The following is a 15,123-nucleotide window of genomic DNA, read 5'->3' as shown; positions in this document are numbered from 1 at the left end:
GTGGCCGGACGCGTCAGCGCAGCTCGTTGATGCGGATGTGGTTGCCCGCGGGGTCGCGGAAGGCGCAGTCGCGCACGCCGTACGGCTGCTCGGTCGGCTCCTGGACGACCTCGGCTCCGCCATCACGGCAGCCGGCCTGCAGGCGCTCGAAGGTTCCGTCGAGGTCCTTGGTGGCCAGGATGATCCGGGCGTAGGTGCCCTTGGCCATCATCTCGGCGATGGTGCGGCGCTCGTCGTCGGTGACGCCCGGGTCGGCCTCCGGCGGGTACAGCACGATGGACGTCTCAGGCTGGTCGGTGGGGCCGACCGTGATCCAGCGCATGCCGCCGTACCCGACGTCCTTGCGGACCTCGAAGCCGAGGACGTCGCGGTAGAAAATCAGCGCGGCCTCAGGGTCGTTCTGCGGGAGGAAGGTGTTGTGAATGGTGATGTCCATGACGGTCACGCTAGGTGCGGCTCGGTGGGCCGTGCTTCTCGATTCCTGACCGGTCTGGTCACCTGCTTGGCGACGCACGCCGGCATGCCCTCCGTCGCCTGCGCGGCGTCGCGCCGGTAGACGCTGGGCGGCACGCCCACGAGCTCGGTGAAGCGGGTACTGAAGGTGCCCAGCGAGGAGCAGCCGACCGCGAAGCAGACCTCGGTGACGCTCAGGCCGCCCTGGCGCAGCAGCGCCATCGCGCGCTCGATGCGCCGCGTCATCAGATAGGAGTACGGCGACTCGCCGTAGGCCAGCCGGAACTCCCGGCTGAGGTGCCCGGCCGACATGTGCGCGCCGCGGGCGAGCGCCTCGACGTCGAGCGGCTGCGCGTACTCCCGGTCGATCCGGTCGCGGACCCGGCGCAGCCGCGCGAGGTCGCTCAGCCGCTGCCTCTCCGGAGATCTGCCGGTCACCTCCGAGATCGTGCCACGTCCCGCCCGGGATGCGGCATTCGCTCCGTCGGCGGACCCGTACGCTGATGCCATGCCGGTGTCCCGACGGCCAGGGCATGCGCCGGTCCTGCACCCGTACCTCGCCGGCCCGTACCCCCGCGCCTACGCCCACCGCGGCTGGCATCTCGACGAGCTCGCCGGGCTGGAGAACACCACGGTGGCGTTGGGCCGGGCCGTCGCCGAGGGGTACTCCTACCTCGAGCTCGACGTGCACGCCACCGCCGACGGCGTCGCCGTGGTCCATCACGACCGCTCCCTGGACCGCACCACCGACGCCTCCGGTCCGCTCGCCGCCCGCACCGCCGCGGAACTGTCCCGGGTGCGGGTCCGCGGCCCGTACGGGCAGGAGCCGATCCCGCACCTGGACCAGGTCCTCGAGGCGCTGCCCGACACCCGGATCACCGTCGAGCTCAAGTCGGGCGCAGCGGTCCGCCCGGTACTCGACGTGCTCGCCCGGCTCGACGCGTGGCACCGCGTGTGCCTGGCCGGCTACCACGACCCGTGGCTGCGGATGGCCCGCCGGCTGGCTGCGGCCGGCGGCGCACCGCTGTTCACCTCGATGGGCCACACCTCCGTCGTCGGGCTCCGCCTGCACGGCTGGGCGCGCCCGGGACGCGGCCGCCCGGACCGCGACGGCCACGGCGGGACGCGGCCCGGTACCCGTCGACGCACGAGGCTGGCCCCGGTGGTGCGTGGCGACCTCGCCCAGCTCCCCCACCGCTTCGCCGGGCTGACCGTCGTCGACGCCGACGTGCTGCGGGTCGCCCACGGGAGCGGCCGCGAGGTGCACGTGTGGACCGTCGACGACCCGGCCGTGATGGCCGGGCTGCTCGACGCGGGCGCCGACGGCATCATCACGGACCGCCCCGACCTGCTGCGTGAGCTGCTCCGGTCCCGCGGCACCTGGTCGTAGCGGCACGGGTCCTAGGCTGGCCGGCATGACCGCAGCCTGCCCGGCGACCCGCGGCCAGGTGCTGGCCTGGGGACTGTGGGACTGGGGCTCCGCGGCCTACAACACGGTGATCCTGACCTTCGTGTTCTCGGTGTACCTCACCGACACCGTGGGTGCGGACCTGCCGGGCGGGGTGAGCGCCAACAGCTGGCTGGCGTGGTCGATCGGGCTGGCCGGGCTGGTGCTCGCGGTGCTGGCCCCGGTGCTCGGGGCGCGGGCGGACGCCGCGGGACGGCGGCGCCGCTCCGTCGCGGTGTGGACGGCGGCGACCGTGGTGACCATGACGGGGCTCGTCGCGGTCCGCGACGACCACCGCTACCTGGCGCTGGGGCTGGTGCTGCTCGGACTCGGGTCGATCTTCTTCGAGCTGGCGTCGGTGTCGTACAACGCGGTGCTGCGGCAGGTCTCGACGCCCGCGACCATGGGCCGGGTCTCCGGGTTCGGCTGGGCCATGGGCTACTTCGGCGGGATCGTCCTGCTGCTCACGGTCTACCTGGGGTTCATCGCGGGCGACGGCCCGCTGCGCGGACTGCTGGCCGTCCCGGTGGCGGACGGCTGGAACATCCGGCTCGTCGCGCTGGTGGCGGCGGTGTGGTTCGCCGTGTTCGCCGTGCCGGTGCTGGTGGCCGTGCCCGAGCCGCCGCCGGCCCCTGACCGCCGCCCGGCGGCCGGGATCGTCGCCTCCTACCGCGCCCTGGCGCACGACCTGCGCGTGCTCTACCGGGCCGACCGGCACACCGTGTGGTTCCTCGGGGCGTCGGCGCTGTTCCGCGACGGGCTCGCGGCGGTGTTCACCTTCGGCGCGGTGCTCGCGGTGACCGTGTACGGGATCGGCCAGGGCGACGTGCTGGTGTTCGGGGTGGTCGCGAACGTCGTCTCCGCCCTCGGCGCGCTGACCGCCGGGCGCATCGACGACCGGGCCGGGCCGAAGGTCGTCATCGTCGGCTCGCTGCTCGGCATGATCGCCTGCGCGACCGTGCTGCTGTTCGTCTCGGGTCCCGCCGCGTTCTGGGTGTTCGGGCTGGGACTGTGCCTGTTCGTGGGGCCTGCGCAGTCGTCGTCGCGGACGTACCTGTGCCGGCTGGCGCCGCCCGGGCGCGAGGGCGAGATGTTCGGGCTGTACGCGACCACGGGGCGGGCCGTGTCGTTCCTGGCACCGACGCTGGTGGGCGTGTTCACCTACGCCTTCGGCTCGGACCGGGCCGGCATCGTCGGGATCATCGTGGTGCTCGCGGCCGGGCTCGCCGCGCTGTGGCCAGTGCGGCCACCCGTCGACACGGCCACGACTTCTGCGGGCTGAACGAACCCTGTGTGAACGGTCGGTGACCATCTCGTGACCAGCGTCATCGTGGCGTAACACGTCACATTCAGGTGTGGGAGTCGTTCGCGTGGGGCACACTCAGAATTCAGGGCGCAGCCATGTCGCCGGCACGTGTCGACGCGCCGACGGCAGGAACCCACCACGGGAAGAAACGACAGCAACGCCGACGTTACACCTGGTGTTGTGTCCGAGGGAGATCCCCTCGGAGCAGGAACGGGAGGAAAGCCATGGCCGACCGCGTGCTACGTGGCAGCCGGCTCGGGGCCGTCAGCTACGAGACCGACCGCAACCACGACCTCGCGCCGCGGCAGTCGATGCGCTATGCCTGCCCGCGCGGACACGAGTTCGACGTGCCGTTCGCGAACGACGCCGAGATCCCGGCCACCTGGGAGTGTCGCCTGCACGGCAGCATCTCCCGCCTGGTCGACGGCGCGCCGCCCGAGCAGAAGAAGGTCAAGCCCCCGCGCACGCACTGGGACATGCTCCTGGAGCGCCGCTCGGTCGCCGACCTGGAGGTGCTCCTCAACGAGCGCCTCGAACTGCTCGCGGAGCGACGCGCCGAGATCGCCTGACAAAGGCTGGATCGCCGAGGGGGCGGATCGTCTTCGGGCAGGGGCCGCACAGCCTGCGGAAGACAGCGAGACACGAAGGGCCGGACCGCACAGGTCCGGCCCTTTCGTCATCTCCGGGTGTAGTTCCCCGTGTCGACCGGTGTCGCCCGCCGACGCAGCTGGCGCCAGCGACGCTCCACGCCCCACTGGGTGACCTTCCACAGCGCCTCGGCGACGATCGCGTTGCTCATCTTCGACGAACCCCGCTCGCGTTCGGTGAACGTGATCGGCACCTCGACGACGCGGAACCCGGACTGCAGCGCCCGCCACGCGAGGTCGATCTGGAAGCAGTAGCCCTGCGACTCCACCTCGTGCAGGGTCAACGTCTCCAGCACCTCGCGGCGGAACGCGCGGAACCCGCCGGTGATGTCGCGGATCCGCACCCCCAGCGCGAGCCGGGAGTACAGGTTGCCGGTCCGCGAGATCCAGTTGCGGTAGGCGGGCCAGTTGACCACCTTGCCGCCGGGCACGTACCGCGAGCCCAGCACGACGTCCGCCCCGTCCGGGCCCTCGAGCGCCGCGAGCAGCGTCGGGAGGTCCTCGGGCGCGTGGCTGCCGTCGGCGTCCATCTCCACGATCACCCGGTGCTCGCCCTGCAGCGCGACGGCGAACCCGGCCAGGTAGGCCGCGCCCAGCCCCTCCTTGGCGGTGCGGTGCAGCACGCGCACACGCGAGTCGTCCGCCGCGAGCTTGTCGGCCAGCTCCCCCGTGCCGTCCGGGCTGCCGTCGTCGACGACCAGGACGTCGGCGTCGGGCACGACGGCGTGCATCCTCGCCAACAACGGCTCGAGGTTGTCCCGCTCGTTGTAGGTCGGGATCACCACCAGCACCGACCCCGCCGGCCCCTCAGCCATTCTCGTCCTCTCCTGCCCGCGCCCGCCCCGCGCCCCGTCGTCGTGCGAGCCCGTGGGTCGCGCGCCCTGCCGTCCCGATGCGGGCCAACCCGACCCCGACCAGTCCGGCTGCCAGCAACATCCCCTCGGGCGCACCCCGCAGCCGATCTGCGAGCGTAGTGGTGGCCCGCAGCGGCGTTGCGGCGACCAGGACATCGGGGGTGAAGCTGCTGGTCGTGGCGGTGACGGTGCCGTCCGGCGCGATCGTGGCGCTGACCCCGCTCGTCGTCACCACGAGCACGGCCCGGTCGTGCTCGACCGCGCGCACCCGCGACATCGCCAGCTGCTGGTAGGTCATGTCGCTGCGCCCGAAGGTGGCGTTGTTGCTCGGCACCGCCAGCACCTGCGCGCCCGCGGCGACGCTTTCGGCGACCAGGTCGTCGAAGGCGATCTCCCAGCAGATCGCGATCCCCACGCGGATTCCGGCCGCGTCGACCGCCCCGGCACCCGTTCCGGGCACGAAGTTCCCGGCCCGGTCGGCGTAGTCGGACAGGAGCCGGAAGAAGGGCCGCCACGGCAGGTACTCGCCGAAGGGCTGCACCCGCCGCTTGTCGGTCCGGTCGACGACCCCGACCCCGGGCTGCCAGACCAGCACCGAGTTCGTCGCGGTGGGAGTGCCGTCGGGAGCGGGCGCGCCGGCCAGGACGGTGCCCAGCACGATCGGCACCCCGACCGCGCGGGCGGCCTGGTCGATCGCGGCGGCGGCGTCGGGGTTGCGCAGCGGGTCGATGTCGGAGGCGTTCTCCGGCCACAGCACCACGTCGGGACGGGGTCGGCGACCGGCGGCGACGTCCGCGGCGAGCTGCTCGGTGACCCGCACGTGGTTGTCGAGCACCGCGCGGCGCTGCGCGTTGAAGTCGAGGCCCAGGCGCGGCACGTTGCCCTGCACGGCGGCGATCGTGACCGTCCGCACGGGAGGAGCCCCGGCGGGCAGCAGCAACGCGGACAGCGGCCCGGTGGCCAGCGCGGCGAGGGCGAGCAGCGCGGGGACGGCGGCGGCCCGCATCTCGCCCCGAGCCAGGCGCCGCCCGGCCTCCCCCAGCGCGAGCCCGGCCAGCACCGTGACGAACGACAGCAGCGGTGCGCCCCCCACGGCCGCCACGGGCAGCAGCGGCCCGTCGGGCTGGCCGAAGGCGACCCTCCCCCACGGGAACCCGCCGAACGGCACCCGGGCGCGCAGCGCCTCCGCGCCGACCCACACCGCGGCCGCCCAGAGGGGCGCTCCGCGCAGCCGCGACACCACGGCCATCCCGGCACCCGCGGCCCCGATGAAGACGGCCTCGGCCGCCGAGAGCGCCAGCCACGGCACCGAGCCGACGTAGATGCCGGTCCACCGCAGCAGCGGCAGCAGGAAGCCGAGCCCGAACAGCGCGCCGTAACCGAACCCGGCGCGGGCGCGGCGGCCGTGCAGGGTGGCACCGAGGAGCCCGAAGGCCGGCAGCGCGAGCCACCACTGGGTGCTCGGGGCGAACCCGAAGTAGAGCAGCACCCCGCCGCCCGCCGCGGCGGTGAGGCGGGCCAGGTAGGTCGCGAGGGGCCGCCCGGGGCGCCGCGCCCAGCGCCGGACGCGGCCGGAGGCCGCGGGGTCGGCGGTCGGGGCTGCCACAGGATGAGCGTACGTGGCCCGTTCGGCAGGCCGGGCGCACGCCGGATGGGCGGCCGGATGGAGCGAAAGCGGCTTTGGGTGCACTGAACGCACCGAACGCCGCTTTCGCTACATCGGCGGCGAGCGGTCAGACGGCGACGAGGTGGGCGTTGCCGAGGTGGTCGAGCACCCCCGGGGCACCGGTGCGGCGGTACCACTCGTAGCCGTACGCCGCCGCGAAGGTGTCTTGCGGGACGTCGTCGGGGCCGACCTGGCTCGCGTGGGCGAGGATCGCCGCCCGCTTGTGCTCGAGGTCGGCCGCGGTGCCGGAGACGGCCAGCGCGATCTCCGCGGTGACCCGCCCGTAGCCCACGGCGGCCGCTCGGGCCGCCCCGTGGACGAGGTGCAGGTCGCGGGCGACGACGTGCAGGTGCTCGCGGTCGATGGTCACCGCGTAGCCGGTGGCCCCGACCATCTCGGCGGCCGTCGAACCGATCCGCCAGGTCGCGCGGTGGTCCGGGTGGCCGTAGATGCCCTGCTCGTCGTCGTGCACGACGGTGCCGGCGCCCTCGGCGTCGGCGATCTCCGCGACGCGGCGGGCGAGCGCCAGCGGGTCCGCCGCGGCCAGCGCGCGGCGGTGCGTGGCGTCGGGCCAGCCCGGCAGGCCGGAGTCGCGGTGACCCAGGAGCACGAGACGGGCCACGCCGAGCATCCCGGCGACCTCCTCAAGCTCGGCGCGGCGCCGCTGCCCGACGGTCTCGCCGCGCCGCAGCGGGACCCGCGACCCGCCCAGGTCACCGTCCGTGGCGACGACCAGGACGGTGCGCGCGCCGGCGTCGGCGAGGCGGCGCAGCGTCAGGCCGGTGAAGATCGCCTCGTCGTCGGGGTGTGCGTGCAGGACGAGGACGGTCTGGCCCGAGAGATCCGGTGTGGGCAGGAGCGGGGAGGTACGGGGCAGCTCAGGGGCGCTCATGAGGTGATCGCAGACTCGTGCGGGCCGCGGGTGCGGCGGTGTCGGACGGGACCGGGGGCGTCAGCTGTGACAACGACAGCGACAGCACCCCGGACAGCAGCCGGCGCCGAGCGGCGGGCTGGTCCGGACGATCACGGGGCGTAGTGTGCCACAACGGGTGGTGGCACCGCGCGGGGGTTGACCCGAATGTGTTGCCACCAGTGATCGACCACAGCTATCGGCCGGCCGCGACCCGGGCCCGCTCGACGTACGGAGCGGCCGGGCTGAGCTTCAGCGCGCCGGGCAGCCGGCGTACCGCCTCGCGCGGGCCGGTGAGTGTCACCCGGCCGCTGCGCACCGCGTCGGGCAGCGCCAGCGCACCGAGCCAGATCTGGTAGAGCACGCCGAGCTGCGACTCCAGGGTCACGTCGACCTCGAAGCCGGGGTCGGTGAAGCACAGCGACACGTCACCGGGCGTGGCGACGAACCAGAACCGGCTCCGGCGGGCGTCGGGCACCCGCACGTGCAGCACGGCCCGCTCGCCGCCGGGCGCGGCGTCGATCAGCCGCTCGGGGTCGATGCCGGCCCGGATCCACCACATCAGCACCGTCGGGTCCAGCTCGTCAGCCCGCGGTTCACCGAACGCCCACCGCGCGCCCCACTCGGCCAGGCCGAAGATCAGCGGGCGCAGCTCCTCGCACGCGGGGGTCGGCTGGTAGCCGCCGTCGGCGCGCTCGACGAGACCGTCGCGTTCGAGCTGGTCCAGCCGCTTGGACAGCAGCCCGCGGGACATGCCCGGCAGGCCCCGGGCGAGCTCGTTGAACCGCCGCGTCCCGACCAGGAGGTCGCGGACGACCAGCAGCGTCCACCGGTCGCCCAGCACCTCGAGCGAGCGGGTGATCGGGCAGTACTGGCCGTAGCGCGACACGTATCGATGATGGACCCGACACCGGTGCAGATACAGAACTATCCGGTGAATCCGTACGGCGGAACCCTCGCCGCATGACGACGACTACTTCCGCCCCTGTCCAGACCACCGTCACCGACGACGACGTCGTGGCCCTCGCCGCCCGCGTGGGGCGCGTCGCCGCGGAGTTCGACGCCGGGCACGACCGCGACGCCAGCTTCGTGACCGAGGCCTACGACGAGATGCACGCCTGCGGCTACCTGCGCCTGCCCGTTCCCGTCGAGCTCGGCGGCCTCGGCGCCTCGATGCGGCAGGTGGTGCTCGCCGAGGAGGAGCTCGGCAGCCGCTCCGGTGCGGCGGCGCTGGCCGCGGCGATGCACCTGTACCTCACGCTCGTGCAGCGCTGGCGGTGGCGCCGCGGTGCACCCGACGCCGAAGGCGTGCTGCGCAAGGTCGCCGACGACCGCCTGGTGCTGGCCACCAGCGGCGGCTCCGACTGGGTCTGCCCGTCCACGACCGCCGTGGCCGTGCCGGGCGGGTACCGGCTCGACGGGCGCAAGCAGTTCTGCACCCAGGCGCCGGTCGCCTCGGTGATCTCGACGTCCGCGACGCTCGGCGAGCCGGGGCCCGACGCCGTCGTGCTGCACGCCGGGGTGCCGCTGTCGGCGCCGGGGGTCTCGATCGTCGAGACCTGGGACACGCTGGGCATGCGGGGCACCGCCAGCCACGACGTGGTGTTCGACGGTGTGTTCCTGCCGGCGGAGAAGGTGGTCGGGCAGCGCCCGTACGGCGTGCTGACCGGTCCCCTGCTGGCCGCGGCGATCCACTTCGCGCCGGTGGCCGGGGCCGCCTACCTCGGGGTTGCGCGCGGTGCCTGTGCTGAGGCGGTGCGGGTGGCGGGGCGTCGCGGTGAGCCCGGGCCGTCAACTGTCCGGCAGATCGGGGAGATGCGGGCGCGGCTGCAGGTGGCGCAGTGGGCGCTGCTCGGCGCCGTCGCCGAGATGGGCGACGACCCGGCGCTCGACGAGGCGACGCTGGCCGCGGTGATGACGGCGAAGCGGCACGCCGTCGTGGAGGCGCGTGCCGTGGTCGACACCGCGCTGGAGGTCGCCGGCGGGGCGGCGTTCTACCGGCGTTCACCGCTGGAGCGGGCCTACCGCGACGTGCGCGGCGGCCCGTTCCACCCGCTGACCCCCGAGGCGACGCTCACCCTGCTCGGCGAGCGGGCGCTCATCGAGGTCCCGAGGTCGGGGAACCACGAGAGCACTTCTCGTTGAGCGACTGGCCCCGACCTCTGCACCTCGCCTCAGTACGGGCGGCGGGGCATGATCACCCACAGCACCAGGTAGACGATGAACTGCGGCCCGGGCAGCAGGCACGACAGCAGGAACACGAGCCGGACCGCGAACGGGCTCCAGCCGAACCGCTCCGCGAGGCCGGCGCACACTCCGGCGATCACGGCCCCTTGCCGCGGCCGGGTCAGGGTCGTCGATGCCACCGAGGGCTCCTTTCACAGGTGACGGCGGATCTCGCCGCCGACGTCCATCCTGCGCGATGCGGGAGGCCGTCACCTCGGGGAACGCCCGGAGACGGCTCCCGGGTTCCCGGGCGATCCGTCCGGGGTGGCTCGTCCCGTATCGGGTGGTGTCGTCCGGGGGTCGGGTGAACGTTCTGGAGGCCCGGGCACGGCCGCTCTACCGTCGCGGCCGTGTCCCTCCCCCGGCGCGCCGCCGCCGTCTCCGCGCTCGCCGCCGCGGCGTGCGTCCTGCTCGCGGCCCCGGCGACGGCGGCACCCGCCGGCCCGAGCACGGTCGTCGCCCTGGGCGACAGCGCCGCGTCCGGGGAGGGGGCGGGCGACTACGAGCCCGGAACCCGTGGCGAGGCCGGCAACTGGTGCCACCGCTCCCCGCACGCCTACGTGCACCAGCTGGGTGCGGCCGAGAAGTCGGTGAACCTGGCCTGCTCCGGCGCTCGGTCCGCCGACGTCGCCCTGGGCGGCGGCCGCCGCTACGGCGAGGCCTCCCAGGCGGAGCGGCTGGGTGCGCTGGCCCGGGAGGTGCGCGTCACCGCCGTCGTGCTGCAGGTCGGCGGTAACGACGACCCGGCGCTGGTGCCCACCGGCATCACCTGCATTCGCGCGTTCCTCGACCCCGCGGTGCCGGACTGTCGGGAGACGGTCGGGCCGCAGTGGTCCTCGCGGGTCGCCGCGATGGCCCCGAGGGTGGAGGCGGCGGTGGCCGACGTGCGGGCGGCGATGCGTCGTGCGGGCTACACCGACTCCGGCTACACGCTGGTGCTGGCCTCCTACGCGGCCCCGGTCACCGAGCGCATGGTCGGCGCCCCCGCCCTGCAGGGCTGCCCGTACAGCCGTGTGGACGCCGCGTGGGCGCGCACCGAGGCGTTCCCCCGGCTGTCGGTGGCCCTGCGGCAGGTGGCCGGACGGTCCGGAGCCCGGTTCCTGGACCTGTCGCGGGCGACCGAGGGCCGCGAGGCGTGCAGCCGGGTGGTCGCCGCCGACGAGTGGCAGCGGCGGCTGACCGTCGACCCGGCGGCGTGGGTGTACGGCGGGCTCGACGCGTTCGGGGTGCACCTGGCCCAGGAGTCGTTCCACCCGTCGGCCGCCGGGCACGCCGAGCTGGGCCGCTGCGTCGGGGAGTTCCTGCGCATGTCGGGTGACGCCGCGACGTGCCGGGCGGGCGTGGACGGCCACCTGCACGTCGCACCGTCGCCCCCGGCGACGGCCGCCGCCTGACCCGCCGACGTACCCCGGCGCGTCCGCATCGGACGAGCGGCCCGTTCGTCGGGACCTATGCGCCGAGCGGCCCGCTCGTCGGATGCACCGGCTACAGGACGACGAGGTCGTGCGGGCGGTTGTTGAGCCGCTCGCAGCCGTGGTCGGTCACCACCACGATGTCCTCGATCCGGGCGCCCCAGTCGCCGTCGAGGTACACCCCCGGCTCGACGCTGAACGCCATACCGGGCTCGAGGGCCAGCGTGTTGCCGCCGACGATATAGGGGTCTTCGTGCACGTCGAGCCCGATGCCGTGGCCGGTGCGGTGCAGGAACCGCTCCCCCAGCCCCGCGTCGGTGAGCCGGGCCCGGGCGACCGCGTCGACCTGCTCGGCCGTCACCCCGGGCCGCACCGCGGCGACGGCCCGCTCCTGCGCGTCCTGCAGCGCCGCGTACGCGTCCTGCACGCGGGCGGGCGGCTCGGCGCCGACGGCGTAGGTGCGGGTGCAGTCGGAGTAGTAGCCGCTCGGCAGGGGGCCACCGATGTCGACGACCACGACGTCGCCGCTCTCGATCACCCGGTCCGACACGTCGTGGTGCGGGCTGGCGCCGTTCGGGCCCGATCCGACGATGACGAAGGCGGCCTCCGTGTGGCCCTCCTCGACGATCGCCGCGGCGATGTCCGCGCCGACCTGCGCCTCGGAGCGGCCCGCCTTCAGGAACTCGCCCATGCGGGCATGCACCCGGTCGATCGCCGCACCCGCGGCGCGGAGCTCATCCACCTCCGCGGCGTCCTTGCGCATCCGCAGCTCGGTCACGATCGGACCGGCGAGGTACTGCGCGGCCTCGGGCAGGGCCTCGCGCAGCCCGAACACGTGGCGTGCGGGCATCTCGTCGGCCACCGCGAGCCGGGTCGGGCCGCCGGCGAGGTCACTGACCAGCAGGTAGGGGTCTTCGCCGTCGTTCCACGTGACGACCTCGACCCCGAGCTCGTCCAGCGGGAGGTGCGCCCAGCCCGGCGCCTCCAGCCGGGGCACGACCAGCGCGGGCGGCGCGCGGTGCCCGGCCGCGGCGAGCACCAGGCACGTCAGCCGCTCGTGGCTGGCGCCGTCGGCGTCGAGCAGGTACCGCAGGTCGGTGCCCGGGGTGACCAGCAGGAGATCGACGCCGTGCTCGGCGGCTACCTCGCCCGCCCGCCGGATGCGGTCGGCGAGCAGCGCGGTGGGAACGGCCGATGACATGCCCCGCGAAGTCATATGCCGCAGTATGCCCCGACACCGTGTGTCATCCCGCCCACCCGGCGGAGATCCTCCGCGCCTGCCCAGGGCCCTGGCAGGCCGCTGGGGGCCGCTGCACGCGGTCACATCGCGTGGCGCGGCGAGTAGGCTGTCGCACCCCCAGGTGGGCCCGCACACCCTGCCTCGCATGACCGAGCGGCACCCGGAGCGGCCGCACTGGCACACTGCGGGCCGTGCCCGGACCGCTGATGCTGCTCGACGCCGCCAGCCTGTACTTCCGCGCGTTCTACGGGGTGCCGGAGTCGATCACAGCTCCGGACGGGACGCCGGTCAACGCCGTGCGCGGGTTCACCGACATGGTGTCGCGGCTGCTCACCGAGCGTCGTCCGGGCCGGCTCGTGGCGTGTCTGGACCTGGACTGGCGGCCGGCGTTCCGGGTGAATGCGCTGCCGTCGTACAAGGCGCACCGGCTTGCCGGCAACCCCGAGACGGCTCCCGCGGGGATCCCGGAGGTCGTGCCGGACACGCTGAGCCCCCAGGTACCGGTGATCCTCGACGTGCTCGCTGCGGCCGGGCTGGCCACGGCCGGTGCCGACGGCCACGAGGCCGACGACGTGATCGGCACGCTGTGCGCCACCGAGAAGACCGATCCGGTGGCGGTGGTCAGCGGCGACCGCGACCTCATGCAGGTCGTCCGCGACGAGCCGACCCCGGTGCGGTTGATCTACGTCGGGCGCGGGCTGTCCAAGGCGGAGACGCTCGGGCCGCCGGAGGTCGCGGCGAAGTACGGGGTGCCGGCTGCGCGGGCGGGTGCGGCGTACGCGGAGATGGCGATGCTGCGCGGCGACCCGTCGGACGGGCTGCCGGGCGTGCCGGGGATCGGCGCGAAGACCGCGGCGACGCTGGTGGGCCGGTTCGGGTCGTGGGACGAGCTGCGTGCGGCGGTGGACGACCGGTCCGACACCCGGATCAGCCCGCCGGTCCGCAGCAAGCTCGTCGCGGCCGGGCCGTATCTCGCGGTGGTCGAGCCGGTGGTGCGGGTGGCGCTCGACGCCCCCGTCCGGATGGGCCGCCCCGACGCGGTCCCGGCCGCCCCGGTGGACCCGGACCGGCTGGCGGAGCTCGCGGAGCGGTGGGCCCTCGGCGGGACGGTGGAGCGGCTGGTCGCGGCGCTGGCGGTGGCAGGCGGCCGCTAGTTGCGGTCTAGAAGTGGGTGCCGCACCACGGCACCACATCGGTGGCGAACAGCGCGTCCGCCCGGGGCATCGCCGCGGGGTCGTGCACCGTCCACCAGCCGGTGGCGGCCAGCGCCGACGGGCTGCGGTCGCCGAGGTAGGCCATCGCGAGTGCCGCGACGTCGCACGACAGCTCCGGGTCGCACGCACCCAGCGGCCCGACCCGCTCGGCCCCCTCCGCGGCGATCCGGTAGATCCCGGTGTTGTCCGGGAGCAGGGGGTCGTGGACGGCCAGGACGACGGGATCGGAGCCGGTCGCGAAGCTGCGTGCCGCCAGCGCGGCCGGCACGTCGACCAGCCGCAGCCACGTCTCGTCGGCCAGCCCGGTGACCAGCGCGTGGCGCGGGTCGTCGAGCAGCAGGTCCAGCGGGTCGTCCAGCGCGACGGCGGCCTCGACGTACCCGATCAGGTCGACGCCGAGCAGGAACCGCCACAGCCCGGCCGCCGCCGCGGTATCGGCGGCGTGCAGGTCCTCGACCCGCAGCGTGCCGCCCAGCGGGTCGCCGAAGACGCCGTGCGGCACGGCCAGGGCGAAGCCGTCGTCGCCCGCCTGCCCCGAGTGCACCGCGACGAGCAGCGGGTCGTCGTCGTGGCGGGCCAGGCCGACCTCCCACCAGCCCGGGGTGCGGGTGATCCCGCCCGGGCGGCGCAGGGCCAGCGTGTCGTGCACGGCCGTGAGCACGGGGACGATCTCGTGGCGGTCGAGCACCCGCACCGCGCCGCCCGACGGCGCCGACGGTCGCAGCGCCGTCCGCGAGGCCCGGACCCGGACGGAGCGGGCGCGGGTGGCGACGCCGTAGCCGTACCGGCCGTAGATGCCGCTCTCGGTGGCCCACAGCAGCGCGAGGGCGTCGCCGCGGGCCCGCAGGTCGTCGAGCTGGGCGCGCATCAGGGCGGTGGCCACCCCGCGGCGGGTGTGGTCGGCGCGCACGCCCACGCGGGTCACCGCGCCCAGCGGCAGCACCGCCCCGCCCGGCACCGCGGTCTGTGACGGGTACGACATCGTGGTGCCGACCAGCCGGCCCGCCGCGTCGAACACCCCGAAGGTGCGGCCGGGCGTGTACGACGCGCGCCGGCGCTCCCACTGGGTCTCGTCGACGGTGGTGTGGTGGAGGGTGCCGACGAACAGGTCGTGCGCCGCGCGCAGCTCGCCCTCGTCGAGCGCGCGGACCGGATGCCCGCTCAGGCCGGCCGGCCCACCTGGTAGCCGCCGCGGTCGTCGGTGACCGTGACCGGGATCGTGACCGGGTCGCCGTCGATCGTCGCGTCGCAGGTGAACGTGGCACCGCTCGTCACCTGCACGTCCTGCGGGCAACGGACGTCTGCGACCCCGTCCGTGGCGTAGTCGTTCGCGAGGATCTTCGCGACACCCGTCTGCACCGCGGCGGAGTCGAAGACGCGGGTGACGAACCACCCGGGGGTGAAGAACCCGAGCACGAGGACGATCACGACGACCAGCGCCGTCACGACCGCGACGAGCAGCCGCTGCCGGCCGCGCTGCTGCGCGGTCTTGCGGTGCGGCCGGGCCGGGTAGCCCCGGCCCAACGACGGCTCGTGCTGGGGCTGCCAGCCGTACTGCGGCTCGTCGCCGTACGGGCCCGCGGAGTCGCGCCGCCACGCGCCGGTGGAGCCGGGTTCCGGCGCCGCCGCGCCGCGCCCGTACGGGTCGGAGCCGTAGGCGTCGGGGTCGTGGGACCTGGTCATCGGCGCCCCTCCTCGTCGGCCGAACCCGCGCGATCCAAGCACACACGGCCGCCGCCGCGCGGGAG

At 74.7% G+C, this 15,123-nt stretch carries 16 protein-coding genes; 6 read left to right on the top strand and 10 right to left on the bottom strand.

Features of this window, described 5'->3' with window-relative positions; genetic code table 11:
- Positions 1 to 13 precede the first annotated feature (13 nt).
- Both RM445_RS17610 and RM445_RS17605 read right to left on the bottom strand, forming a co-directional pair.
- On the bottom strand, positions 14 to 436 hold the full coding sequence (locus tag RM445_RS17610; RefSeq protein WP_311557613.1) for a VOC family protein: 423 nt from the start codon (positions 434 to 436) through the stop codon (positions 14 to 16).
- Positions 437 to 441: 5 nt separating this feature from the next.
- A complete protein-coding gene (locus tag RM445_RS17605; protein WP_311557611.1) occupies positions 442 to 891 on the bottom strand; it encodes a helix-turn-helix transcriptional regulator in 450 nt (149 codons plus the stop codon).
- A 70-nt stretch (positions 892 to 961) separates the two neighbouring features.
- On the opposite strand from RM445_RS17605, the gene RM445_RS17600 reads away from it, so the two are divergent.
- The 3 genes from RM445_RS17600 (at position 962) to RM445_RS17590 (ending at position 3,775) form a co-directional block, all read left to right on the top strand.
- Positions 962 to 1,843 (top strand): glycerophosphodiester phosphodiesterase family protein, encoded by an 882-nt coding sequence (locus RM445_RS17600; protein WP_311557609.1) that lies wholly within the window; start codon positions 962 to 964, stop codon positions 1,841 to 1,843.
- A gap of 25 nt (positions 1,844 to 1,868) precedes the next feature.
- Entirely contained in the window at positions 1,869 to 3,182 is a 1,314-nt protein-coding gene (locus RM445_RS17595) for an MFS transporter (RefSeq protein ID WP_311557608.1), read from the top strand.
- Between the two features lie 248 nt (positions 3,183 to 3,430).
- Positions 3,431 to 3,775: an RNA polymerase-binding protein RbpA gene (locus RM445_RS17590; RefSeq protein ID WP_311557606.1), complete on the top strand. Its 345-nt coding sequence runs from the start codon at positions 3,431 to 3,433 to the stop codon at positions 3,773 to 3,775.
- Positions 3,776 to 3,882: 107 nt separating this feature from the next.
- On the opposite strand, the gene RM445_RS17585 is transcribed toward RM445_RS17590, so the two are convergent.
- From RM445_RS17585 to RM445_RS17570, 4 genes are all read right to left on the bottom strand, one after another.
- Positions 3,883 to 4,668: a polyprenol monophosphomannose synthase gene (locus RM445_RS17585; RefSeq protein WP_311557605.1), complete on the bottom strand. Its 786-nt coding sequence runs from the start codon at positions 4,666 to 4,668 to the stop codon at positions 3,883 to 3,885.
- A complete protein-coding gene (gene lnt, locus RM445_RS17580) occupies positions 4,661 to 6,313 on the bottom strand; it encodes an apolipoprotein N-acyltransferase (RefSeq protein ID WP_311557603.1) in 1,653 nt (550 codons plus the stop codon). The genes RM445_RS17585 and lnt overlap by 8 nt, the downstream gene beginning before the upstream one ends.
- Positions 6,314 to 6,440: 127 nt before the next feature.
- Positions 6,441 to 7,265 (bottom strand): PIG-L deacetylase family protein, encoded by an 825-nt coding sequence (locus RM445_RS17575; protein WP_311557601.1) that lies wholly within the window; start codon positions 7,263 to 7,265, stop codon positions 6,441 to 6,443.
- A 214-nt stretch (positions 7,266 to 7,479) separates the two neighbouring features.
- Complete coding sequence (locus RM445_RS17570; protein WP_311557600.1) at positions 7,480 to 8,172, bottom strand: winged helix-turn-helix transcriptional regulator; 693 nt, start codon at positions 8,170 to 8,172, stop codon at positions 7,480 to 7,482.
- A gap of 74 nt (positions 8,173 to 8,246) precedes the next feature.
- Between RM445_RS17570 and RM445_RS17565 the strand changes: the two genes are divergently transcribed.
- Positions 8,247 to 9,428, top strand: coding sequence for an acyl-CoA dehydrogenase family protein (locus RM445_RS17565; protein ID WP_311557599.1), 1,182 nt, complete (start codon positions 8,247 to 8,249; stop codon positions 9,426 to 9,428).
- Between the two features lie 29 nt (positions 9,429 to 9,457).
- On the opposite strand, the gene RM445_RS17560 is transcribed toward RM445_RS17565, so the two are convergent.
- On the bottom strand, positions 9,458 to 9,649 hold the full coding sequence (locus tag RM445_RS17560) for a PspC domain-containing protein (RefSeq protein WP_311557598.1): 192 nt from the start codon (positions 9,647 to 9,649) through the stop codon (positions 9,458 to 9,460).
- A gap of 210 nt (positions 9,650 to 9,859) precedes the next feature.
- Between RM445_RS17560 and RM445_RS17555 the strand changes: the two genes are divergently transcribed.
- A complete protein-coding gene (locus tag RM445_RS17555) occupies positions 9,860 to 10,903 on the top strand; it encodes a GDSL-type esterase/lipase family protein (protein ID WP_311557597.1) in 1,044 nt (347 codons plus the stop codon).
- Between the two features lie 91 nt (positions 10,904 to 10,994).
- Here RM445_RS17555 and RM445_RS17550 read toward each other — a convergent pair whose 3' ends face one another.
- A complete protein-coding gene (locus tag RM445_RS17550) occupies positions 10,995 to 12,137 on the bottom strand; it encodes a M24 family metallopeptidase (protein ID WP_311557595.1) in 1,143 nt (380 codons plus the stop codon).
- A gap of 215 nt (positions 12,138 to 12,352) precedes the next feature.
- Here RM445_RS17550 and RM445_RS17545 point away from each other — a divergent pair, with 215 nt between their 5' ends.
- Positions 12,353 to 13,315 (top strand): 5'-3' exonuclease, encoded by a 963-nt coding sequence (locus RM445_RS17545; RefSeq protein WP_311557594.1) that lies wholly within the window; start codon positions 12,353 to 12,355, stop codon positions 13,313 to 13,315.
- Between the two features lie 7 nt (positions 13,316 to 13,322).
- Here the strand turns inward: RM445_RS17545 and RM445_RS17540 are convergent, their stop codons facing one another.
- Together RM445_RS17540 and RM445_RS17535 are read right to left on the bottom strand one after the other, a co-directional pair.
- On the bottom strand, positions 13,323 to 14,483 hold the full coding sequence (locus RM445_RS17540) for a GNAT family N-acetyltransferase (protein WP_311557773.1): 1,161 nt from the start codon (positions 14,481 to 14,483) through the stop codon (positions 13,323 to 13,325).
- 53 nt (positions 14,484 to 14,536) lie between these two features.
- Positions 14,537 to 15,058 (bottom strand): DUF4333 domain-containing protein, encoded by a 522-nt coding sequence (locus RM445_RS17535; protein WP_311557593.1) that lies wholly within the window; start codon positions 15,056 to 15,058, stop codon positions 14,537 to 14,539.
- Positions 15,059 to 15,123: the final 65 nt, after the last annotated feature.

This window comes from Pseudonocardia charpentierae (genome assembly GCF_031845345.1).
Classification (GTDB): domain Bacteria; phylum Actinomycetota; class Actinomycetes; order Mycobacteriales; family Pseudonocardiaceae; genus Pseudonocardia; species Pseudonocardia charpentierae.
This window is presented reverse-complemented; position numbering and strand designations above follow the sequence as displayed.